This window comes from Enterobacter sp. R-1.6.2 (assembly GCF_035064085.1).
Taxonomy (GTDB): Bacteria; Pseudomonadota; Gammaproteobacteria; order Enterobacterales; family Enterobacteriaceae; genus Enterobacter; species Enterobacter asburiae_B.
In genome coordinates this window covers 150,406-172,220 of the sequence record NZ_JASEYI010000012.1, presented here as the reverse complement: position 1 = coordinate 172,220, position 21,815 = coordinate 150,406, and the positions used below count along the sequence as shown (strand labels likewise).

General features: G+C 56.1%; 21 protein-coding genes and 1 tRNA gene. 9 read left to right on the top strand and 13 right to left on the bottom strand.

From position 1 onward, the window contains the following. On the top strand, positions 1–3,369 hold a 3,369-nt coding region (locus QMN93_RS14855), incomplete at its 5' end, for a hemagglutinin repeat-containing protein (protein WP_323630724.1). After that, positions 3,359–3,619 carry a hypothetical protein gene (locus QMN93_RS14850; protein WP_033147070.1) on the top strand — a complete coding sequence of 87 codons (261 nt, stop codon included), beginning with the start codon at positions 3,359–3,361 and terminating at the stop codon, positions 3,617–3,619. The genes QMN93_RS14855 and QMN93_RS14850, both read left to right, overlap by 11 nt. A gap of 124 nt (positions 3,620–3,743) precedes the next feature. Here QMN93_RS14850 and QMN93_RS14845 read toward each other — a convergent pair whose 3' ends face one another. From QMN93_RS14845 to QMN93_RS14830, 4 genes are all read right to left on the bottom strand, one after another. Further along, on the bottom strand, positions 3,744–4,832 hold the full coding sequence (locus QMN93_RS14845) for an AAA family ATPase (protein ID WP_047059659.1): 1,089 nt from the start codon (positions 4,830–4,832) through the stop codon (positions 3,744–3,746). Between the two features lie 146 nt (positions 4,833–4,978). Then, positions 4,979–5,938, bottom strand: coding sequence for a DUF523 and DUF1722 domain-containing protein (locus tag QMN93_RS14840; protein ID WP_182382839.1), 960 nt, complete (start codon positions 5,936–5,938; stop codon positions 4,979–4,981). A 102-nt stretch (positions 5,939–6,040) separates the two neighbouring features. Then, positions 6,041–6,451 carry a hydroxyisourate hydrolase gene (gene uraH, locus QMN93_RS14835; RefSeq protein WP_033147068.1) on the bottom strand — a complete coding sequence of 137 codons (411 nt, stop codon included), beginning with the start codon at positions 6,449–6,451 and terminating at the stop codon, positions 6,041–6,043. Between the two features lie 99 nt (positions 6,452–6,550). Continuing rightward, on the bottom strand, positions 6,551–7,276 hold the full coding sequence (locus QMN93_RS14830) for a MerR family transcriptional regulator (RefSeq protein ID WP_032661978.1): 726 nt from the start codon (positions 7,274–7,276) through the stop codon (positions 6,551–6,553). Between the two features lie 117 nt (positions 7,277–7,393). Between QMN93_RS14830 and QMN93_RS14825 the strand changes: the two genes are divergently transcribed. Further along, on the top strand, positions 7,394–7,918 hold the full coding sequence (locus tag QMN93_RS14825; protein ID WP_047059663.1) for a lipocalin family protein: 525 nt from the start codon (positions 7,394–7,396) through the stop codon (positions 7,916–7,918). Positions 7,919–7,921: 3 nt separating this feature from the next. On the opposite strand, the gene QMN93_RS14820 is transcribed toward QMN93_RS14825, so the two are convergent. The 6 genes from QMN93_RS14820 to QMN93_RS14795 are packed head-to-tail and all read right to left on the bottom strand — an operon-like array spanning position 7,922 to position 13,960. Then, positions 7,922–8,935, bottom strand: coding sequence for a fimbrial protein (locus QMN93_RS14820; RefSeq protein ID WP_074399213.1), 1,014 nt, complete (start codon positions 8,933–8,935; stop codon positions 7,922–7,924). Further along, positions 8,932–9,450, bottom strand: a complete 519-nt coding sequence (locus QMN93_RS14815) for a fimbrial protein (RefSeq protein ID WP_064673835.1) — start codon at positions 9,448–9,450, stop codon at positions 8,932–8,934. The genes QMN93_RS14820 and QMN93_RS14815 overlap by 4 nt, the downstream gene beginning before the upstream one ends. After that, the gene (locus QMN93_RS14810; RefSeq protein ID WP_193138758.1) at positions 9,441–11,966 is read right to left on the bottom strand and encodes a fimbria/pilus outer membrane usher protein; all 2,526 of its coding nucleotides are present in this window, start codon (positions 11,964–11,966) and stop codon (positions 9,441–9,443) included. The genes QMN93_RS14815 and QMN93_RS14810 overlap by 10 nt, the downstream gene beginning before the upstream one ends. 23 nt (positions 11,967–11,989) lie before the next feature. Continuing rightward, positions 11,990–12,667, bottom strand: a complete 678-nt coding sequence (locus tag QMN93_RS14805; RefSeq protein WP_193138759.1) for a molecular chaperone — start codon at positions 12,665–12,667, stop codon at positions 11,990–11,992. A gap of 52 nt (positions 12,668–12,719) precedes the next feature. Then, positions 12,720–13,304, bottom strand: coding sequence for a fimbrial protein (locus QMN93_RS14800; protein ID WP_032661969.1), 585 nt, complete (start codon positions 13,302–13,304; stop codon positions 12,720–12,722). A gap of 53 nt (positions 13,305–13,357) precedes the next feature. Beyond that, a complete protein-coding gene (locus tag QMN93_RS14795) occupies positions 13,358–13,960 on the bottom strand; it encodes a LuxR C-terminal-related transcriptional regulator (RefSeq protein ID WP_182410760.1) in 603 nt (200 codons plus the stop codon). A gap of 706 nt (positions 13,961–14,666) precedes the next feature. On the opposite strand from QMN93_RS14795, the gene QMN93_RS14790 reads away from it, so the two are divergent. From QMN93_RS14790 to QMN93_RS14770, 5 genes are all read left to right on the top strand, one after another. After that, positions 14,667–15,428, top strand: coding sequence for a winged helix-turn-helix domain-containing protein (locus QMN93_RS14790; protein WP_182410759.1), 762 nt, complete (start codon positions 14,667–14,669; stop codon positions 15,426–15,428). Position 15,429: 1 nt separating this feature from the next. After that, positions 15,430–15,909, top strand: coding sequence for a hypothetical protein (locus QMN93_RS14785; protein WP_023309865.1), 480 nt, complete (start codon positions 15,430–15,432; stop codon positions 15,907–15,909). A gap of 189 nt (positions 15,910–16,098) precedes the next feature. Beyond that, positions 16,099–17,037, top strand: coding sequence for a GlxA family transcriptional regulator (locus tag QMN93_RS14780; protein WP_182410838.1), 939 nt, complete (start codon positions 16,099–16,101; stop codon positions 17,035–17,037). An 85-nt stretch (positions 17,038–17,122) separates the two neighbouring features. Then, positions 17,123–18,121 (top strand): class I SAM-dependent methyltransferase, encoded by a 999-nt coding sequence (locus QMN93_RS14775; protein ID WP_193138760.1) that lies wholly within the window; start codon positions 17,123–17,125, stop codon positions 18,119–18,121. Positions 18,122–18,477: 356 nt separating this feature from the next. Beyond that, complete coding sequence (locus QMN93_RS14770) at positions 18,478–18,915, top strand: acetyltransferase (RefSeq protein WP_182410757.1); 438 nt, start codon at positions 18,478–18,480, stop codon at positions 18,913–18,915. A 28-nt stretch (positions 18,916–18,943) separates the two neighbouring features. Here QMN93_RS14770 and QMN93_RS14765 read toward each other — a convergent pair whose 3' ends face one another. From QMN93_RS14765 to QMN93_RS14755, 3 genes are all read right to left on the bottom strand, one after another. Beyond that, entirely contained in the window at positions 18,944–19,243 is a 300-nt protein-coding gene (locus QMN93_RS14765) for an XRE family transcriptional regulator (RefSeq protein ID WP_023309874.1), read from the bottom strand. Then, positions 19,240–19,590 (bottom strand): type II toxin-antitoxin system RelE/ParE family toxin, encoded by a 351-nt coding sequence (locus tag QMN93_RS14760; protein WP_182410756.1) that lies wholly within the window; start codon positions 19,588–19,590, stop codon positions 19,240–19,242. The genes QMN93_RS14765 and QMN93_RS14760 overlap by 4 nt, the downstream gene beginning before the upstream one ends. A 442-nt stretch (positions 19,591–20,032) precedes the next feature. Next, a tRNA-Sec gene (locus QMN93_RS14755) sits at positions 20,033–20,127 on the bottom strand. Between the two features lie 288 nt (positions 20,128–20,415). On the opposite strand from QMN93_RS14755, the gene QMN93_RS14750 reads away from it, so the two are divergent. After that, on the top strand, positions 20,416–21,807 hold the full coding sequence (locus tag QMN93_RS14750) for a glycoside-pentoside-hexuronide family transporter (protein ID WP_048980239.1): 1,392 nt from the start codon (positions 20,416–20,418) through the stop codon (positions 21,805–21,807). The last annotated feature ends 8 nt before the right edge of the window (positions 21,808–21,815 follow it).

The window sequence follows — 21,815 nt, the reverse complement described above, 5'->3', positions numbered from 1 at the left end:
CGCACCACGATTTCCGCAGGCGATAACCTGGTCCTGAAGGCCGGGCAGGATATCAACGCCCGGGCCGCCGCGCTGGCGGCGGAGAAAAGCGTCGGGCTGCAGGCGGGTCGCGACGTGAATCTGGCTGCGGAAGAGACCACGCAGGGCGACAGCTATAGGTCAGGCAAGAAAACCGTTATTAACGAATCGGTACGTCAGCAGGGAACCGAGATCGCCAGCGGGGAGAATACTCAAATCCTCGCCGGACGCGATGTCACCACCGAAGCCGCGCAGGTGACGGCGAAGGGCGATATCGGCGTGGCGGCAGGCCGCGACGTCAATCTCAATACCGCAACCGAAAGCGATTATCACTACAAAGAGCAGACCAAAACCAAAAAAGGTTTCCTCAGCAAGAAAACCACCCACACCATCGAGGAGGACAGCGCGACGCGTGAATCCGGCTCATTACTTAGCGGCGACAACGTGCAGGTGGTGGCGGGCAACAACCTGCGGGTGTTCGGCTCCGCCGTGGCGGGCGATGGCGACGTGCAGCTTAAGGCGGGCAACAACGTTGATATCGTGGCGGCCACCAACACCGACACCTCCTGGCGCTTTAAGGAAGAGAAAAAATCCGGCCTGATGGGCTCGGGCGGGATTGGCTTCACCATCGGCAGCAGTAAAAGCACGCACGATCTTCGTGAGAAGGGTACCACCCAGAGCCAGAGCTTCAGTACGGTGGGCTCGACGGGCGGTAACGTCGCGATTTCTGCCGGAAACCAGACCCACATCGGCGGGGCGGATCTTATCGCCGGGAAGGATTTAAGCCTCAGCGGCGACAGCGTCATCATCGAGCCGGGGCACGACAGGCGCACCCGGGATGAAACCTTCGAGCAGAAGAAAAGCGGGCTCACCGTGGCGCTCTCCGGCACCGTCGGTAGCGCTATTAACAATGCCGTGAGCGCGGCGCAGGAGACCAAAGAGCAAAGTGATGGCCGTCTGAAAGCCCTTCAGGCCACCAAAACGGTGCTGTCCGGCGTGCAGGCCGGGCAGGCAGCGGATATGGCGGCAACCACCGGCGACCCGAACGCAATGGGTGTGAGCCTCTCGCTGACGACCCAGAAGTCGAAATCACAGCAGCATGCTGAGAGTGATGCGGTGGCAGGCAGCACGCTGAACGCAGGCAATAATCTCTCCATCACCGCGAACGGCAAAAACAAAGGCGCGAACAGCGGCGACATCGTGATTGCGGGCAGCCAGCTGAAAGCCGGGGGCGATACCACGCTGGATGCACAGAACGATATTCTGTTGTCCGGCGCGGCGAATACCCAAAAGACCAGCGGCAAGAACAGCAGCAGCGGTGGCGGTATTGGGGTAAGCATCGGTGCCGGAGGCAACGGCGCGGGTATCAGCGTGTTTGCCAACGTTAACGCCGCGCACGGCAAGGATAAAGGTAACGGTACCGACTGGACCGAAACCACAATCGACAGCGGCAAAAACGTCACCCTTAAAAGCGGGCACGACACCGTGCTTGATGGCGCCCAGGTTAACGGCAATAAAATCGTGGCAGATGTTGGTCACGACCTGCTGATGCGCAGCCAGCAGAACAACAGCGACTACGACAGCAAGCAGACCAGCGTTGCAGCGGGTGGCAGCTTCACCTTCGGCACCATGTCCGGTTCAGGCTATATCAACGCCAGCCAGGACAAGATGAAGAGCCGCTTTGATTCGGTGGCCGAACAGACCGGGCTGTATGCCGGGGACGGGGGCTTCGACATCACCGTGGGGCATCACACCCAGCTTGATGGCGCGGTTATCGCGTCCACCGCCACGCCGGACAAAAACAGCCTTGATACCGGAACGCTGGGCTTCAGCGATATCCACAACGAAGCGGACTTTAAAACCTCGCACTCCGGTATCAGCCTGAGCGGGGGCGGCAGCTTCGGGGATAAATTCCAGGGCAACCTGCCGGGCGGCATGATCTCCGCTGCGGGTAATAAAGGCCATAAGGAAGGCACCACGCAGGCCGCCGTGGCAGAGGGCTCCCTCACCATCCGCGACAAGGCAAACCAGAAGCAGGACGTGGCCGATCTGAGTCGCGACACCGAACATGCTAACGACAGCATCAGCCCGATCTTCGACAAGGAGAAAGAGCAGAACCGCCTGAACGCGGTTGGGATGATCAGCGACATTGGTAGCCAGGTGGCGGATATTGCCAGGACGCAGGGTGATCTTAACGGGCTGAAGGCGGCAAAGGATAAATATGGTGATATTCCGGCTAACGCGACAGAAAAAGATCGCCAGGATTATCTGGCGAAACTGCGTGCTACGCCGGAATATAAAGAGACGCAGGAAAAATATGGTACCGGCAGCGATATGCAGCGCGGCATCCAGGCGGCCACGGCAGCGCTGCAGGGACTGGCGGGCGGCAATATCGGAGGGGCGCTGGCGGGCGCGTCGGCACCGGAGCTGGCGCATCTGCTGAAATCGACAGAGGATAACCCGGCTATCAACACGATTGCGCACGCGATACTGGGTGGCGCAGTTGCAGTACTGCAGGGGAATAGCGCAGCGGCGGGTGCGGCAGGTGCCGCAACGGGCGAGCTGGCTGCGCATGCTATAGCCAGCCTGCTCTATCCGGATGTGAAAGACCTGTCGACATTGAGCGAAGATCAAAAGCAGACGGTCATTACGCTGGCATCTGTATCGGCGGGGATGGCTGGTGGGTTGGCGGGAGGTAGTACGGCTTCGGCAGCTGCTGGGGCGCAAGGAGGAAAGAACGCGGCTGAGAATAATGCTACCTCCATTCCTCTCCCCTCTGGCCTGGATAACTACATGAACGCCGTGGGTTCATGGAATCAATATGCCGAAAATAAGGGCTTATCTGTAGAAGAAAAACAGGCAGGTTTGGATAAACTGGCGAAAGGCGACTTACCTGAGGGGGCTAACATCACAAAAGTGATTGTCGAAGGTTACCAGGATGGGGTAATGATCGGAGCCGCCTGGTATTTAGGACCTGCGGCGTCGGTGGGTAAAGTTGTTGGCGGGGGAGTGATTGCGGAAATCGCCAACGGAGGGTACCAGTGGTTTAACCTGAGTCAGCCAGGCAATGAAAACAAATCGTGGGATTATAAAAGCAGCATTAGTGCTGGCGTGGGGGGGATGCTTGCTCCGGGAAGGAATACCTGGCAAAACATCGGCATAGCTATGGGAGGGGCATTCTTTACTGATGGCCCAAATACGGGATCGCTTATTGGTTCAGCATTAGGTTCATGGGCTGGCGGTAAACTCGGTGAACTAGCACCTTTCCCAGGGGAAGTTAATGATCTGATAGGTGGTTTGGGAGGGGAGTTAATCGGCGATAAAGTTAAGGATAAAGTTAATGGCAAATAATAAGGCGTTTCATCGGGCTACGTTTTTGGTTTTTCTGCTTAGTACCCTTTATTACGGTGTGTTTTTTTTTGCATTTATTTTTATTGTAAACAATGTACTGATCGAGATTATAAGTTCTGGAAAGATTGATTTATCATCAAAATCATTAATTTATCTATCTGTGGTGAGCGCTATAGTTGGCGTCGCCGCTGGTGCCAGAGTATGGCTCTTTGCAAAGTTAGATGAACGCAAAGCTAGAAAATCATCCTGAATATATCGCCACTAATTGACAGACCAATCCGGTTTGAATGGACATTTGATATGCCTGGGAAATATTCTTTCCAGGCATAACTTCGCTACAAACGAGACTTTCCTTGCGATTTTTTCTAACCGACCTACCCCAGCCTCTCCACCCGCGTCTCCCCCTCCACCATTGACAGTTGATACAGCGAAAACGATCGCTGTTTCTCAATCAACTTCGCCAGCTCCGGCGAGTGGCTGGTGAGCCAGATTTGCGAGTAGCGGCTGGCCTCGGCGATTAAGCTCGCCAGCGCGGGCAGCATCTGTGGGTGCAGGCTGTTTTCCGGTTCGTTCAACGCGATAAACGCCGGTGGGCGCGGGCTTAACAGCGCTACCGCCAGGCACAGAAAGCGCAGGGTGCCGTCGGAGAACTCCGCCGGTTCCAGCGGCCTGCTCAGCCCCTCGCGCTGCATCATCATGCGAAAACGTCCGCCGGTGTTGTCGCTGTAAAACACGCAGCCGGGGAAGGCCTGGTCAAGGATGCGCATCAGCAGCAGCTCGTCGCCGATCTCGACGATAGTCTGAAACGCGGCCGCCAGGTTGGCACCGTCGCTGGCCAGCACCGGGGAGCGGAAACCGACCTGCGGAGCCCGCATCGCCGAGCCGATTGATACAGAAAACTCATGATAAAAGCGCCAGTTACGCAGGGACTCGCGCATCTGCGACACTTCCGGGTAAAGATGCGGTTCGCCGAGCTGCCCGAACACCGATTCGTTCTCGTACAGCGTGCCGCTGTGGGTCACTTTCTCGTGATGCACGTTGTTCAGAAATACTGCCTGGTTCTTACGCTTCATCAGCTGTGACGAAGGCCGACGGTGCTGACCGCTCAGCCAGATGGACTCCTCTTTGATCACCGGGTCGAGCTGAAACTGCGAGGGGTAGGGCAGCTTCTCCACAAACCCGACCTGCAGCTCGTATTCGTAGGTCTCTGTTTCCACCGCCAGATTCATCCGCCGCAGCTGGTCGCTGCGGGTTTTGCCTGCCCAGAACACCTTCAGAATGCCGCCCTCGTTTGCCAGCGCCTGGGAAAACTGTCCCTGAGCGGCGCTGTGCATCAGGTGTATCGCCTTGTAGATATTGGATTTCCCGGTGCCGTTCGGCCCGAAGACGATGTTGAGCTGCTCCAGCTCCAGCGACATGTCGCGGATGGATCGGTAGTTTTGAATGTGCAGGGTGTTGATCACTGGCAGGCCCCTTTTTGCAGAATAAGCCTGTATATAATCACAGTCTTTGAGATGAAATGCAAAAAAGAGACGACAGTGAGGATGTCGTCTAAACGGGGTACTGCTTTGGGCCTCTACGGGTCAATGGGGCCTTCGCATTTTTATGATCACTTGACTGCCAGACGCAGACCCAAATCATCAGGATAGGGATCAAAGTAGTTTTGCGTCATCAGATACCGGTCGGGGTATTCGGCCAGGTAGTGCTTCAGCAGCGTGATCGGGGCGAGAATAGGCAACTGTCCGTTGCGATAGTGCAGGATCACGTCGCGCAGCTCGCCGCGCTGGCGGGTGTTCAGCTGGTTACGGAAATATCCCTGGATATGCATCAGCACGTTGGTGTGATTCTTCCGCGAGGCGGTTTTTTTCAGGATGGTCATCAGTTTTTCCCGGTACGCCACGAAGAAGGCGTCCAGGTCTTCCCACTCGTGCAGCGAGGCAACGAACGGGCCGATTTCGCGGTAGCCTGCCTGATGGTGCGCCAGTAGCTGAAGCTTATAGCGGCTGTGAAAATCCAGCAGCCCACGCCGCGTCAGACCTTTAGCGCGCAGCGTGTTTAGCTCGTGCAGGGCAAATACCCGCTCGATAAAGTTTTCCCGCAGCACCGGGTCGTGCAGCCGACCGTCTTCCTCGACGGGCAGCCACGGGTAGGTTTCAAGAAGGGCGGCGGTGAACAGCCCGACGCCCTCCTTGCGGCCCCGGTTGCCGTTTTCATCGTACAGCCGCACGCGTTCCAGGCCGCAGCTTGGGGATTTTGCACAGACGATAAATCCCGACAGATCGCCGATTTTTGGCAGATAGTCCGCCGTAAAGTCGGCCATTTTCTGCGTGAGGTCATCATGAGGCGGCTTGCTGAAACGGAGCTGCGTTTCGCCGCTGTCCGTCAGCGTCAGGCGTATGGCCGGGCGAGGCGTCGGCAGGCCGATAGCCATTTCCGGGCAGACGGGCCTGAAATTCACCCACTGGGCCAGCTCATCCATGACGAAGCCCATACGCTTGTGTCCGCCGTCAAAGCGAACGGCGGATCCGGTCAAACATCCGCTAATACCGAGCACAGGTTTCGTTGTCATGTTGTAGTCCTCCCGTTCATATAATTAAAACTTACACAACATGACTAATTTGTCCAAGTATTAGCGGAACTATTTTTTTTATTCCTTTAAAATCAATGCGTCTTAACTGCCCTTGTAGGTCGAGTAACCGTACTGGCTCAGCAGAAGCGGAATGTGCAGCTTCTCGTTGGTGCGGGTCACGGTAAACAGCACCGGGATCTCCGGGAAGAAGGAGTCCAGCTTTTTGCCGTGGAAGTACTCTGCGGTTTTGAAGGTCACTTTATACACGCCAGGCTGCATGTCCTGATCCTGCGGATAGAGCGATTTGATGCGGCCGTCGTGGTCGGTTTTACCGCTGGCAATCGGGGTCCATTTGTCCTGCTGCTGTTTCTCCAGCGTAACGGTCACGTCTGATGGCGGCATCCCGGTTTGCTGGTCGAGAATGTGGACGCTCAGCGTGCCGGCAGGGGCGCTAAAGGCAGCAGGGGCAAAGGCCATCGAGGCCAGGATCAGCAGAGGGGCAGTTTTTTTCATGGTGTTTTCCTGTTGAGTTATTCGTCACAGGAAAACGTTAGCATCTGCGGCGCGGGAAAATATTCAACTTTTCGTGAAGATTCCCGCAGGAGAAAATTATCAGAGGATAATCACTTCAAGCGATACCTGCTGCTGCCACTGCTCCACCTGTTTTTTCCGCCCGGCGGTGAGTTTGCCGCTGGTGACCAGAAGCCATTTGCGCTCCGGGAAAATTTCCGGTGCCAGCGCGTCAGGCGGAACCGGCAGGATGTCGATTCGGTGGCCCTGCCCGGTGCGCGTTAAGGCTTCGAGCCAGATCTCGCACGGGTCGTTCAGGTGCCAGCCGCTGAGCAAAATATTATCGCCCGGCGCTTTTTTATCGCCTTCGAGGCAAAACGAGGTGTAGGCGATGATGATGCCGTCGAGGATCGCGCGCAGGGTCATGGCGGCGGCGACGTTGGCCGAGACCTGGCTGCGCAGCGGGCGCAGCACGTTCGCGACCAGCTCCGGCCTTGGGTATTCGCGTCCGGCGTCGTAAATCATCTGGCGCAGGGACTCGACCTTGCCGTCCTGCAGACGTTGCAGCATGTTCTGCTGCAGGGTTTGCCAGTTGTTGGTCCGTCCCGGCATCGGGCGCTCCAGCAGCGGTTTGACCTGGCCGATCGGGACGCCTTTTTTTACCCAGTCGAGGATTTTGAGCGCCTGCTGGACGTCCTCGTCGCTGTACTGGCGGTGGCCGCCTTCCGTGCGCTGTGGCTTGAGTAAACCATAGCGACGCTGCCACGCCCGCAGGGTGGTGGCGGTGATGCCGCTGAGTCTGGCGAATTCGCCGATGGAGTAAGCCATGTCCGTGTCCAGAGTGGAGGAATACTCTCAATATACTACGAATTTTCCCGAACGGGATGAAGCGCCGAAACGGTGCACTACACTTAACGTCCAACCGTGCAAATGAAAGGAATTCTCATGAAGCTATGGCCTGTAGTGACCGGTGTTGCCATTGCGCTGACGCTGGTCGCCTGTAAATCCCCCACGCCGCCGAAGGGCGTGCAGCCGATTTCCGGTTTTGACGCCAGCCGCTATCTTGGCAAATGGTACGAGGTCGCCCGTCTGGAAAACCGCTTTGAACGCGGGCTGGAGCAGGTAACCGCCACCTACGGCAAGCGCAGCGACGGCGGCATCAGCGTGCTCAACCGGGGCTACGATCCGGTGAAGAACAAGTGGAACGAGAGCGAAGGCAAAGCGTACTTTACCGGCGAGCCAACCACCGCCGCGCTGAAGGTGTCCTTCTTCGGCCCGTTCTACGGCGGCTATAACGTGATCAGGCTGGACGATAAGTACCAGTACGCCCTGGTCAGCGGCCCGAACCGCGACTACCTGTGGATCCTGTCGCGCACGCCAACCATTCCGGATGCGGTGAAGCAGGATTACCTGAACACCGCGCGCGGTCTGGGCTTCCGAACCGATCAGCTGGTGTGGGTGAAGCAGTAGCCCCTACTGGTAGGAAAACGTAATGCTGGCCAGCGCGTTGGCCGAGCCGGGGACCAGTTCGCCGGTTCGGATGTACTGCGCCTGGAACGGTAACGTGAGCGTCTGCGCCGCCGTGGTGCTCTGGATGAAGAACTGGCCGGTCGCACCCGCGGCCGAGCTGTCCGGCCCCATCGTCAGCGGCCCGCTGCCGTTGTAGAAAAACTGCACCCCAACGCCGGACGCCGTGGAATCTCCGGTCAGGGTCACCACCGACGAGGTGTTCGACGGCGTGGTCTGATCGGTCATCACCGCGTGAACCGCCACGTTCGCGTCGCAGGTCAGGCCGACGGTAAACGTCCCCGATGGCGACGTGCTTCCCACCGTGGGCAGGGTGCGAATATCAATGGTGCCCAGCGCCACGCTGGCGTTTTTGCTGCCGACCGTACACCCGCTGGCGGTCACCGTGATGGTGGTCGGGCTGATGATGACCTGCGCCGTTTTCGTTTCGTTGTTATAGGCGGTGAGCACCGCGGCGTTGATGGTCGGGATGTTATAGACGCCGGATTTCAGGGCGGCACCGGTTTTAATAAAGGTGACCTTTGCTGACCATCCCAGATCCTGGGCAAACCCACTGGTGCCCTCTGCCGGGTAGCTTTGCGTGATACCGGTTTGCAGGGGAATATATTGCGTACTCTTAAAATCCTTCAGCCCGATGATATACCCCACGCCCGGTACGCCGGTCTCAAAAATGGTGTAATTCGCGCCGTCGACGGTGACCGTCGCACCGCTTGAGATGGCGCTGCTGCTGGGCTGCAGCGTGCCTTTGTTGCAGGTAAAAATAAGCCCGCACCAGAACACCTGCTGCACGCTGGCGGTGGCGCTCCAGGTCGATCCGATAATGCTGCCCGGCACCACGGAGTCCGCTGGCCCGCTGTAGGTCATCGGCTGAGGCGAGAGCGTAATGTCCGATTTCCAGTCCAGAGCCTGCACGCTGGCGCAGAAAAGTAATCCGCTGAGAGGAAACGCTAAACGCATCATAGATACTCCGTTGTCCAGGTGGCGAGGGCTGACACATCACCGGCGCTCACCGGCGTAGCGGTGGCAACCAGCTGCGCGTAGAAGGTCATCTGTACGCTGTCATCCCCCGCCGTTCCGTATGCGGTGGTCTTTGTATTCAGGGGAATGAGTACGCTCTCTTTATCGAGGATCTGCACCGCCACGCCGGTAGCGCCACCGTCGGCAATTTTCAGCAGCTGCGGATTGGCATCATCCGGCGTACCGCTGAAGCGAATTTTTACGCCAGCAAAGGTTGGCCCGCACGCTTCAAGCCTGAGCGTGAAGGGCGTTTTGATATTGCTGACGGCCCCGGCACGGCTGAACTGTTTAATACCAATGGTGCCCAGCGGCACGTTTTGCTCAACGGAGTCCTGCGCCACCACGCAGGTGTTGCCGATCAAATTGCCGGTGACGGAGACCAGCACGTCGTAGCCGCGAACGGGGAGCGTGAAAACCAGCAGCAGCGCAAGGCAGCCGATCCGAAGCGTTACTGACATACCACCTCCTGAGAATAAAGACCGGTGCGGGCGTTATAGTTCTGCTTGTTTAAGGCGTAGGTAATGGCGCAGCGCTGGCGGCTGCCGCGGCCCCACACGGCGTTCAGCTTGCCCTTCTCTGACAAACCGGAGAGATACAGGCTGCCGCCATCGCCAACGATGCCGCTGGTTTTGTCATCATCGAGCGAGACCAGCGTGCCGAAGGGGAGCACATCGTTGCCGTGACGCACGATAAACATCGCTTTTGCCCCCTGGTGCGTGGTGAAGGTGGCGCGAACCAGGGCGCCGTCGGTAGGCGTTTTGTTGGCGATGGCGTTTTCCAGCTCCACGTCGTTGCCGGCGGTCGTCACGTCCAGCGCGACCTGGTTAACGCGGTATGGCGTGGCGTACGGGATCACCGCGTAGCCACGGCCGTCCGTTTTGATGCCCTTATGGTTAAGCACGGCGACGCTGCTGGCCCCCGGCGCTTTCACCAGAATGTTGGTATTTCCGAGCGGCTGGCTCAGCGTCAGGCCATCTTCATGCACTACCGCGCCGCCGCTGATGCCGTAGCTGAGGTTGCGGGAGTCGCTGGCGTAGCTGTAGCCCAGGTTGTAGTCTCCCCACGCGCCTTCGTACTGCAGGGTGGCATCGCCGCCGTAGTGCTGTCGGGAGCTGTAGCGCTGGTTGACGCTATAGAACAGATTCTCCTCACCCGGCAGGTAGCCGCTCACGCCCGTGCTGGTTGTGGTGCCGGTGGAGTCCGCATGGGTCGTGGTAAAGCGCGCGCGGGTTGACAGCGTCGGGTTGCCCAGCGGGACCGAAATCGACATCGACAGGATGTTATCTTTCTTGTCGTCATACAGGCTCGAGCTTCGCTGGACGCTGACGCCAAGCGACACGTTACGAAACGTGGCGTTCCACGCAAACTGCAGGCTTTGCGTGGTATTTGACGTGTTCCAGTAGGTCTGCTGATCCCACGACAGCGACAGCGAGCCGTATTGTCCCATCGGCTGCGACAGCAGCAGCTGGTTTTTTGCCTTACGCGACATGCGCAGGTTGTACACGGTGTCGTATTGGGTGGTGACGGTGCCATCGTCTTCCACCGTCTGCTTTGGCGATCCGCCCGACATGCCTTTGTACGTGGTGTCGCTGAGGGTATAAAACCCTTTCGTGGAGTAGCGCAGCGAGAAGAAATTCACCCGCGTGCCAATGTCGTTCAGCAGCTTGCTGTAGCGCAGGCGTACCGAATCACCGGTATAGTGCCGATCGTCCGCCAGCTGGCTGCGGGCGTGGGTCAGGTCGATGGAGTAGGCGCCAAAGCGGCCGAGGTTTTGCCCAAAACCGAGGGCCAGGCCGTTATAGCGATCGGCAAACTGCGCCCCGCCGTAAAACGTCAGGCCGTATCGCCAGCCGTAGAACAGCTCGCCCTGCGCGAAAGAGGGCGCGTCCTGATTGCCCGTCGGACGGTATTTTCCGGCGCCGAGGGCATATTTCACCTGTCCGTTACGCACCAGGTTCGGCACGCTGGCAAAGGGGAGCGTGTATTGCGTTTTGCTGCCGTCGTTCTCCTGAATGGTGACCGCCAGATCGCCTCCCGAGGAGGTCGGGTAGAGATCTTTCAGCACAAACGCCCCCGGCGGGACGGAGGTTTGATAGATGATGTTGCCGTTCTGGCGAACCGTGACCGTGGCGTTGCTGCGCGCGATGCCGCGAACTTCAGGCGCATAGCCGCTGAGGCTGGCGGGCAGCATGTTGTCATCGGTTTTCAGGGCGATACCGCGCAGGCCCACGGAGTCGAACACCTGCGCCGAGGTGTACGTTTCCCCGGCATACACCTGCGCGCGCAGGGCGTGAATATCGCGCTGCAGCCAGGTCTGCACGTGGGTGAGCTCATTGCTGTCTTTGGTCCACGTGGTGAAATCACGCAGCCGCCACGCGCCCAGGTTGACGCCGCTGTTGAGGCTCGCAAACAGCTGCTGTTCCCGCGTGCGCGTCTCGCCGCGATACTCATTGTTCGAGCCATTGACCACGTAATTCAGCCACGCGGCAGGAATGCCCGCCTCCCAGCTTTCCGGGCTGACGTACCCGCGCGGCAAATTGCGCATCGCACTTTGCGGTACGGTGAAGCTCAGGGTGAGCGTCTTCTGGTCCAGATCAAACTGCGTATCCGCAAACGCCTTCGTTAGGAAGATGCAGCGCTGCGCCAGCGGCAGGTCGCCACCCTTCGCCTGATGGCTATCGATGCCCAGCGCGGCGAATTGTTCAGGCGTGAGGCAGGGCAGCGCTTCACCCGTGCTGTCTTCAGCAAGGCGGAACGTGACGTTACCCGTGAACGCATAATTCGTATTGATATACACGTTGAGGTTGTAATCACCCGGCGGCAACGCGCTCCCGGCGTTGACCCAGGCGAGATCGGCGCTGTTTGCGCTCTCGCCGTTGAGGAACGCGGGGTTAAATTGCAGCTCGCTTTCAGCAGCCACGGCTTGCCGAATCACCAGGGAGATCACCGTGGCGCACAGGATTTTTATTTTCACGTGGTCACGCCTTACTGTTTTTATTATTGGGATAACGACGCGCGCGCGGCGGGGGTCCATGCCCCGTAATCGTTAATGGTCTGATAGCTCATGCTGCCCGCATGGCTGAAGGTTTCGGCCAGCGCCACGCTGCCTTTCGGGGGCACCATCACCGGCTGCACCGGCATACCGTCAATTTTCACGTTGATGGTGGTGAGGTAGTACGGCGTGGGGTTGCTGAGCGTGACTTTTCCGGCGCGATAGGCACCGGCCAGTTTTTTCCACGCCTCTCCCGGGCTCTCGCTGAGTCCCTCCGGGCGATAAAAGACCTTGATGCGGTTAGCCGACGCAAACTGCAGCGTATTCCCGGCGCCGCTTTTAGCCTGCTGGGGGATGGCTTTGACCGTCATCCAGTAGAGCGTCTCCCGATCCTCTGGCAGGGCTTTGCCGTTAAACATGATTTTCACCGCGCTTTCGCTGGCCGGCTTCATGACGTACAGCGGCGGCGTGATCGCGAAGTCGTTGGTGCGTTCGCCGTTCTCATTCTCCATCCAGGACTGGATGAGGAACGTGGCGTCGGGATGGGTGTTTCTCACCTGCATCATGGCCTGGCTGGTGGCGCTGGAGTAGACCATTCGCGTTGCGCCCAGCCCCACGCCGCCGGCATAGACGGCGGAGGAACATAACGCACCCGCCAGGCAAATCCATGTGTTTACGCGCATAGTGTTTCTCCTGAAAGCTAAGACAGGCCCGGCCGTAGACCGGGCCTGAGGATTACGAATAGGTCACGGTGTAGGTTGCGACGGCGCTGGCATCACCCGCGGTGGCGCCGCCCTTCGGCGAGTAATATTTCGCGCTGAAGTTCAGGGTGTTGGCACCCTTACGCAGAGGGATGGCCGCCGCAGGTTCACCCAGGTTCACCACGTTGCCCTGCTCGTCATAAAGGCGAATAGCCACGTTTTGCGCAGAGTTGGCGCTGCCGTTTGCCCCGACGGACAAGCTATTCACATCGGAAGTGTCCGGCGTGCCGGTGAAGGTGACGGCCACGGTTGTGGCGGCAATCGGGTTCTCATCCGTAGAGGCTGAGGTATCGGCGATTTCGCAATCTTCCAGGGTGATGGCAAACGCTTTTGCCGTGCTGGCAACGCTGCCTGCCGTCTTCAGCGTTGCGGTACGCACTTCACCCATGTCCACGTCAATGTTGGCGCTTCCCGCGCTGATGGCGCAGGCGGAGGTCACCACTTTGCCGCTAAAGTTCACCGTGCCGCCGCTGGTGCCGGCAGCCAGGGCCGTGCCCGCTGGCAGTAATGCCGCAATAGCGATCGCGAGCAGCGTTTTATTATTGAATTGAGCTTTCATTGTCCTGATTCCATTATGGTGTTATGTCGAGATTTGCTCTGAAAGCAGCAGGTCTAACTGGTTAAAAAGACCAGCAAATCTGTCTTGTTCCTGAGCCCGAGTTTTCTTATCGCTGAGCTTTTTAACGCGCTGACACGACGGTAAGAAAGCTGCTCTGTTTCGGCGATGTAACGCATATCCAGACCCTTTCGCAGTTCCTTCAATACCCTCCATTCACCCGGCGTCAGCGATAACGCCGTGGTTTTTTTTAGTGGGCGATAACGGCTATCGACCATTTTTAATACGCTGGCTCGCCAGTGATAAAGCGGGTCCTGCAGCGAGAGATAGGCGTCTATTTCACCGCGTATCCACAGCCAGGAATTTGCCGGTGCGGAATACATGCAAATAAGTACGTCGGGATAAAGTACTTTCATCTTCCTGATATATTTCAGGCAGTCATATCCCGCGTGATATTTCTCCATGCCGGATAAAAAAATCACGTCTACCGGTGCGGCTGCGAGTATCGTTTCGATCTCCGCGTAATTATCGATCGATGCTGTAATCTGCATAGCCGGGACAATATTTTTTAATAACGCGGCGATCCCCTGGCGCGCAAAGTGATCTCCACCCAATAGCGCGACATTTAAATGACGTGTGTTGTTGAGCTTATTCGCCATGTCATTCCCTCGATTTATAATTGTAATGAGACTCGTCTGTCTGGCAGAACGATGCCTGTATTTTCGAAGCAATTAAGCATTGCACGGTGTGAGCCCACTATACTCAGGGCGTAAAAGAGGTAACCTGAATTAATCTTAATTTGTTTTAAGTACGGTTTAGGTGTAGCGTCAATTTCTCCTCGCTGAACCGGCTTTTGCTTATTTGCCTGTAAATAATCATACCGGTAGTTTTTATTGAAAAGTTGGCTTTAATAAATGTTTTGTAAGGAAATAGTCTGGGGACGTCATGCGACGCGGGTTGTTACTGACGGTGGCTAACAGTTTCGCACCGAAATTGTTAATTAAGACGACAGCTTTCGAATTGGTCGTAATTTCGAAACCCGCTGGCAGAGCGCGTCCTCTCTGCTTTTTATTAAAAAAACAAATTAAGCGCGCTGAATAATTCAGACAATGATGGCTAAAGCGTTCAACGGGCGCCTTTGTCGAGTTTTGTCAGTGTCAAGACGGCTTTAAATGGCGGTTAAGAAAACTTCAGACCGGTCAGATAAAGAGAAAAGAAAAATAAGATTTTTCGCCAGGCGCCAGGATATACAGTTGCGCATTAATCCGTCACATTAATCCTTACACAGGCGAGGGATACGCAGGTTAACCGTGAAGGGAATCTACTGGAGCAACAGGCGTTGACCGGAGGTATTTAGCCCATTCTATGCATAAGCATTACATTATTAATGGCCTGGTAGAGTTTCATCCAGCGGCCAGCACATTACGCGATCTCAACAATCCTGACCGGGTGGTGGTATTAAATTCCCCGGCGGGGCGCTGTTTGTTGTTATTAATAGAAAGAGTCGGAAGTATTGTGACTCAACAGGAGTGCATGGATATTGTCTGGCAGCGCCGGGGGATGCTGGTTTCGCCTAATACCTACTACCAGAATATTTCTATTCTGCGTAAGGGGCTGAAGAAAGTGGGGTTTGAAACCGATCCGATTGTCACTATCCCGCGCATTGGACTGACGCTCGCAAGCGATACGCAAATCACCGTTAAAGAGACGCAGCCGCAGGCTGATGAGGAAGAACGTGCTGCTCCGGATGCCGCCGAAGAGACTGTCGGCCCGACGGCCCCGACACGCCGCTTCTGGCTGCCGGGCGCGCTGGTGCTATTGCTGATGCTGGCTGGCGTGAGCGTTATCAGCCATAACCTGCTGCATGACAGCTATTTCGTCGACGGATACCGCTTCGCGATGAAGATGGGCGAATGCCAGCTCTATTTTTCTCGCGATATTGAAACGCAGCGCGACAGGGATAAAGCCCTGGCCTATGCCGCCCCGTTTAAGGACCAGTGCGCGAACTATCCCTGGGTGTACGTCAGCGGCTACATCCTGCTGCCTCGCGCATCGGTCATTCGCTGTGACAGGCCAATGACGGAACCCAACCGCTGTATGTCCGATTATTTTATAGAGGATCGCTAGTATGGTTCGCTACCGTCAAACGCTTGTTGCGCTCTGCCTGTGCCTGCTGATGGGGGCTGTCGTGGCGGCGTATTACCTCTGGCATCGCCATTACATCCAGCCCTTTTCCTGCCAGGCGAACTTTATTCAGCATCACCGTGATGAAACGCTCTCGCTGTGGCTGAATTACACCGTGGAGGGTAACAGCGGAATACTCAGTATGAATGGCCGGTTGAAAAGCGATCCTACGAAGACCCTGAATCGCAAAGTTTTCTTTCAGATTGAGCGCAAAGACAGCGTCTATAATCTGACGTCCATACGCAATATGAAATTTCCGGACGACAACATCAGCGACAGCTGGCTGGAGAAGTACGAGCCCTTATTTTTTATCTATCCGAATAAGAATATTTATATGCGTATTAAGAAACAGCAGAATGAGAATTATTTATTTATTCTGGGAACGCTGCCGACCTATGTGTGCCACACGTCAAAAAACGGATAGCGACAGGGAGAAATGTTTTTAAGTTTTTGCGGGCATCATTTATGCTTGATTTAACAGCCAGGACCTATCTTAGGAAAATATAACAGCGACAATAATGTTGCGATAATGTAATTATTCTTCGGCAAGTTAATGAAAAATATAATTGATGATAGCGTCAGAATGACGCCTGCACGGAATAAATCCCTGCATATGGGTTTACTCCTGTGGCCCCATTTCTCGCTTTTCGCATATTCAGGATTAATAGAGGCGTTACGTATTGCATCCAGCGTCCAGAAGCGTAGCCAGAAAATACGCTTTAAACTCAGCCTGATAAGCACTTATCCCGACTTACCGATAGTGAGCAGCTCAGGGCTCAGCGTGCGGCCTGAGGCCGCCCATGCGCCGCCCGGCGATTTCGACTATATTGCGGCGATCGGCGGAGGTCTGGAGCATCTTCACCAGGGACACCGTGGCGACAGAGCGTTTCTCACGGAGGCTTATCACAACAACGTTCCTCTGATTGGTATTGGTACCGGCAGCTTTATTCTGGCGGAGGAAGGCTTACTGAACGAGCGCCGCGCCTCGATTCATCCTCATCACCATGACGTTTTCACGCAACGGTTTCCGCAGGTTTATGCTGAGCAAGGCCTCGATTTTATCGACGAAGGCGATGTGCTGACCTGCCCGGGCGGGATCTCAACGCTCACCCTGGTAACGTCGCTGATCCGCGCCCACGGGGGAGACGACATTGCGGCCACCACCTCCCGGCGGCTGTCCCTTCCTCCGCATGACGCCGCCACGCCGCGGCCCGCGAATATCGCCATGATCCCTGATTCACGGCTGCGCAGGGCGGTGACGATCGTCGAACAGTATCTGACTCACCCGCTGAACGCCGCCAGGCTCGCGCAGGACGTTAAGCTGAGCGAACGCCAGCTTAACCGCCTGTTTCACGCCGAGTTTGGCAAAACGGCGCGGGAATTTATTCGCAGCGCCAGGCTGCGCTATGCCTGCTGGCTGCTGAAAAACTCTCAGCAAAGCGTGACGGATATTGCGCGGCGGATGCGGTTTAGCGACTGCGCCCATTTTATTCGTCATTTTCAGACCGAGTACGGCTGCACGCCGGGGGTATGGCGCACGTCGCAGAACTGATGCACCTATTTCGTGCTTTCTTCGTAGGGTATTACTGGCTCGCCTGGATAGACTTCCGTTAAAAGCCTAACGGAGGGAAGACGACATGAACTGGCAGCCTTTTCGCGGCGATGCACCGGAAAATATGACGATTTTCAGCGCGTCATTTCCCGACGTCAGCGACCAGTGGCCGATGAAAGACGACGCTGCCCGTGAGATCGCCTCCATTGACCGCGCCCTGAAAGCCGAGCCAGCGCTCCGGCCTCCGAGGGTGGAATACGACGAAGGGGGGCAGGCCGTGCTTGTCCCGCAGAACCGCTATTCCGAACAGGCCTTCCGCAACCGCCCCGCGCTCACCGCGTGGCGCACCCGGCTGGTGCCCTCCGCGCTGGCGCTGTTTGTGGTGCAAAACCCGCTTGAGGACCGCCTGCCCGACGGCACGAAAATGGACAGCGACAGCCGCCAGTGGTTTATCCACGCTAACGATGCGGTTGGCGTGCGATCCGGCGCCAGGGTGCTGGCCGCGCTGGTGGATAAGTACATTCACAACGAAAGTGAAAATAACTGGGTTAGCCTCGCAAGCGGTGCCGCCATCCCGGTGCTGGAGGCGCTGCGCGAAGCAAAGCTCGACGGCCAGCGTGTATATCTCACGCTGGTGGACAAAGACCCGGTGGCGCTCAGCTGGGCCGAAACCATGGCGGCGCAGGAAGGGATTGTGGTGGGCGAACAGCTGACGCTGCTCAGGCGCAACCTGCTCCATACGCTGGTGCGTAACGAGGACCTGCTGCTGGAGCTGGGCGAGCACCAGGCCGAACTGGTCGACGCGCTGGGGATTTTCGAATACTTCAACGATACCGATGCGGTGATTTTTCTCCAGCGCGCGCTGCGGCTGGTTAAGCCCGGCGGCGCGGTGATTGTGTCGAACATGCTCACCAGCAGCCCGCAAATTGACTTTGTGCTGCGGGGTATCGGCTGGGAGGATATTCACCCGAGGTCGTTACAGCAGCTGCAGGATATCCACCTCGCGGCGGGCGTGCCGGTGGAAGACGTCACCGTGGTGGTGCCGAAGGATGGGGTGTATGCGGTGATGGAGATTAAGGTTTAGCTCGAACGGTGTGGGATGACAAACCGCACAATCGGTTCCCTCTCCCTTGAGGGAGAGGGCTAGGGTGAGGGGGAGCAGGGCGCAACAATATTTACCGTTCCTCAGTTGTTCGGTTAAACCGAACAACTGTCATGAAGGATTGACTCGTTTCCCTGTTCTCATTCCCAGGTGATGATTCTTGCTTGCCATGATCTATCATTTGCCTGGTTTCCTGAACCAACTTTCGGGCCATTTCATTAATACGCTCTCTACTTTCAGATGTACGAGAGTTTATAACTTCATTTAAGGTCTTCGTTTTATTGCCTCCATGCTTCTGGATACTTGATTTAATCTCTGCGCTCTATAATGATCCCCCCATGAAAATAGAAACCGCACTCCCCACACACTTCGAACGTCTGGTCGCGATCTGGGAATCCTCCGTCCGCGCCACCCATCACTTTTTACAGGAAAGCGATATTGAGGCGCTGCGCCCGCTATTGCTTAACGCCTATCTGCCTAACCTCAAGGTCGTGATCGCTCGCGATGACGCAGGCGTTATTCACGGCTTTTTAGGCGTGGATGAAAACCGCATTGAAATGCTGTTTGTTGATGACGCGAGCCGCGGGAAGGGCGTCGGGAAATTGCTGCTCCAGCACGCCATCGCAGCGTTCGGCGCGAACGAAGTGGACGTGAATGAGCAGAACCCGCAGGGCGTCGCGTTTTATCGCCATATGGGGTTTGAGCAGGTCGGACGCTCGGAACTGGACGGGCAGGGGAATCCGTTTCCGTTGCTGCATATGCGGTTGGGTGAATGAATATTAACTTAACGCAGAAATCATACTTTTAGATATGAAATGCAACGCGTTTTCCTGTGGGAAGTTCAATGTCGATATGAAGTTTCCCCCCCATTGCCTCAATGTAGCGCTTAAGTGTGGCAATTTTGAGTTCATTTCCACGTTGCTCAAGCTGTGTCACTGCGGGCTGACTCACCCCCATCAGATCGGCAACATTTTTTTGCGAAAGTCTCAGCTCTTCACGTAAAAGTTGCAGACCCGTCTCGAGGATCATTTCATCTGCCATCTCTTTAATACGTTGTTGGCTTTCCGGTGAACGTGACGCAATCACTTCATTTAAGGTTTTCACTTGGTTGCCTCCAGGCTTGTCAGATGGAAGGAAAATTCTGCTTCTGCGATGCGAATCATTTTTTCATAAAAGGCTTTGTCGTTACTCTTATCGCCCGCGCAAAGCACAATGGCCTGACGGACAGGATCAAATGCGAAGAAAGCACGTATCGGACGTCCAGCATATTGAATACGTAATTCTTTCATATGGTTATACCGTGAGCCTTTAACCGTATCAGCATAGGGCCGTGGAAGACGTGGCCCATATTTTTGCAGATTTAGCAGGTCTGCCAGTACCTTATCCTGTAATCCTTCTTCCTGTTCAAGCAGCCATTGCTCGAATACCTTTCCGAACAGAACCGTCCACATGCTTTCGTCCATGATAAGCTGTAGCTTATAAAAAAGAATATAAGCTGTAGTTAATAAATGCAATGGCTGTCATCGATAGCCAGGCTGTTAGTGGCAAGAGTATGACAAAGTTGAGGTATCAAACGGGATCGTGCAATTAAGAAATTGCGAGGCGCTTTCCAGCGTTTTTTCTATTCATGCTGGTGTGTATTGCTTCGAGATTATAGCGATCTATCTCTCTGAAAATTGGCGTTTTCCTAACTAGTGAACTATCCGGGATAATCGGATAGTTGAATGTTAATCAACTTTGCGACCAGAAAAATTTTTCATGAGATGCCCATTAATAGTTCGAGCATCTTTAACTTACAGAATTTAAATGAATAAATGATCATGTTCACATAAGGTGACTGGGATGTGGGGAATTTATTTATTAATAAAGTTTTTATTAAAGCGGATGGCATTTTGGCGGAAGATCACAGGAGTCGAACCTGCCCGGGAACGCTGGCGTCCCCAACTGGATTTGAAGTCCAGCCACCTCACCGGAGATGACGATCTTCCGCGCCTCGATTGCTACATGGAGGCGGGGCGCATTATAGCTACTTTCAGGCATTTACCACATACCCCGACACACTTTTTTCACCTCTCTTTTGACCTGTACACCCCTGTTTCAGTTAATTCCTAAGAAAATCCTCATGTTAGCCCCTCGTGCTTCCAACATTTACCGCGATCACAAAAAACAAGAAACGTAATCTGCTAACCAGAAAACGCAATACCCGCTCCTGAAACAATGGTTTAAAACTCTGTAACCGGTCTCAGCGCCCCCTACAGCGTGAAGGATAAAAAAAGATGAGCGAAGTATTGTCAGTTAAAGAGAAGATTGGCTACGGCATGGGAGATGCCGCCAGCCACATCATTTTTGATAACGTCATGTTGTACATGATGTTTTTCTACACCGATATTTTCGGCATTCCCGCCGGGTTTGTCGGCACCATGTTTCTGCTGGCGCGCGCGCTGGATGCGATCTCCGACCCGTGCATGGGGCTGATTGCCGACCGCACCCGCAGCCGCTGGGGCAAATTCCGTCCGTGGATTTTGTTCGGCGCCATCCCGTTCGGCATCGTCTGCGTGCTGGCCTACACCACCCCGGACCTCAGCCTCAACGGCAAAATGGTTTACGCCGCCGTTACCTACACCCTGCTGACCCTGCTCTATACCGTGGTCAACATTCCCTACTGCGCGCTGGGCGGCGTGATCACCAACGACCCGACGCAGCGTATCTCCCTTCAGTCCTGGCGCTTTGTGCTGGCGACCGCGGGCGGCATGCTCTCCACGGTGCTGATGATGCCGCTGGTGAACCTGATTGGCGGCGACGATAAGGCGTTCGGCTTCCAGGGCGGCATCGCCGTGCTGTCGGTGGTCGCGTTCCTGATGCTGGCGTTCTGCTTCTTCACCACCAAAGAGCGCATCCAGGTGCCGCCGAGCACCACCTCCATGCGGGAAGACCTGCGCGACATCTGGCACAACGACCAGTGGCGCATCGTCGGCGTACTCACCATCCTCAACATCCTCGCAGTCTGCGTGCGAGGCGGCGCGATGATGTACTACTGCACCTGGATCATGGGCTCGCCGGAGGTGTTCGTCGCGTTCCTCACTACCTACTGCGTCGGCAACCTGATTGGCTCCGCGCTGGCGAAACCGCTCACCGACTGGAAGTGCAAGGTCAGCATCTTCTGGTGGACCAACGCCGCGCTGGCGGTGGTCAGCGTGGCGATGTTCTTCGTGCCGATGCACGCCACCGTGCTGATGTTCGCCTTTATCTTCGTCATCGGCGTGCTGCACCAGCTGGTGACACCGATCCAGTGGGTGATGATGTCCGATACCGTCGACTACGGCGAATGGACCAACGGCAAGCGCCTGACCGGCATCAGCTTTGCGGGCACGCTGTTCGTGCTGAAGCTCGGCCTGGCGCTGGGCGGGGCGATGATCGGCTGGATGCTGGCAGGCGGCGGCTACGACGCGGCAGCCAAAACCCAGAACAGCGCGACCATCAGCATCATTATCGGCCTGTTTACCCTGGCCCCGGCGGCCTGTTACGTGCTGAGCGCCATTATCGCCAAGCGCTACTACACGCTGAAAACCCCCTTCCTGACCAAAATCATGGGCGAGCTGGCGCAGGGCGCGCGCCGCAATCAGCAGGAATTTGAAAACCTGCCGGTCAGCAAAGAATTGCAGAACTAAGAGGATGA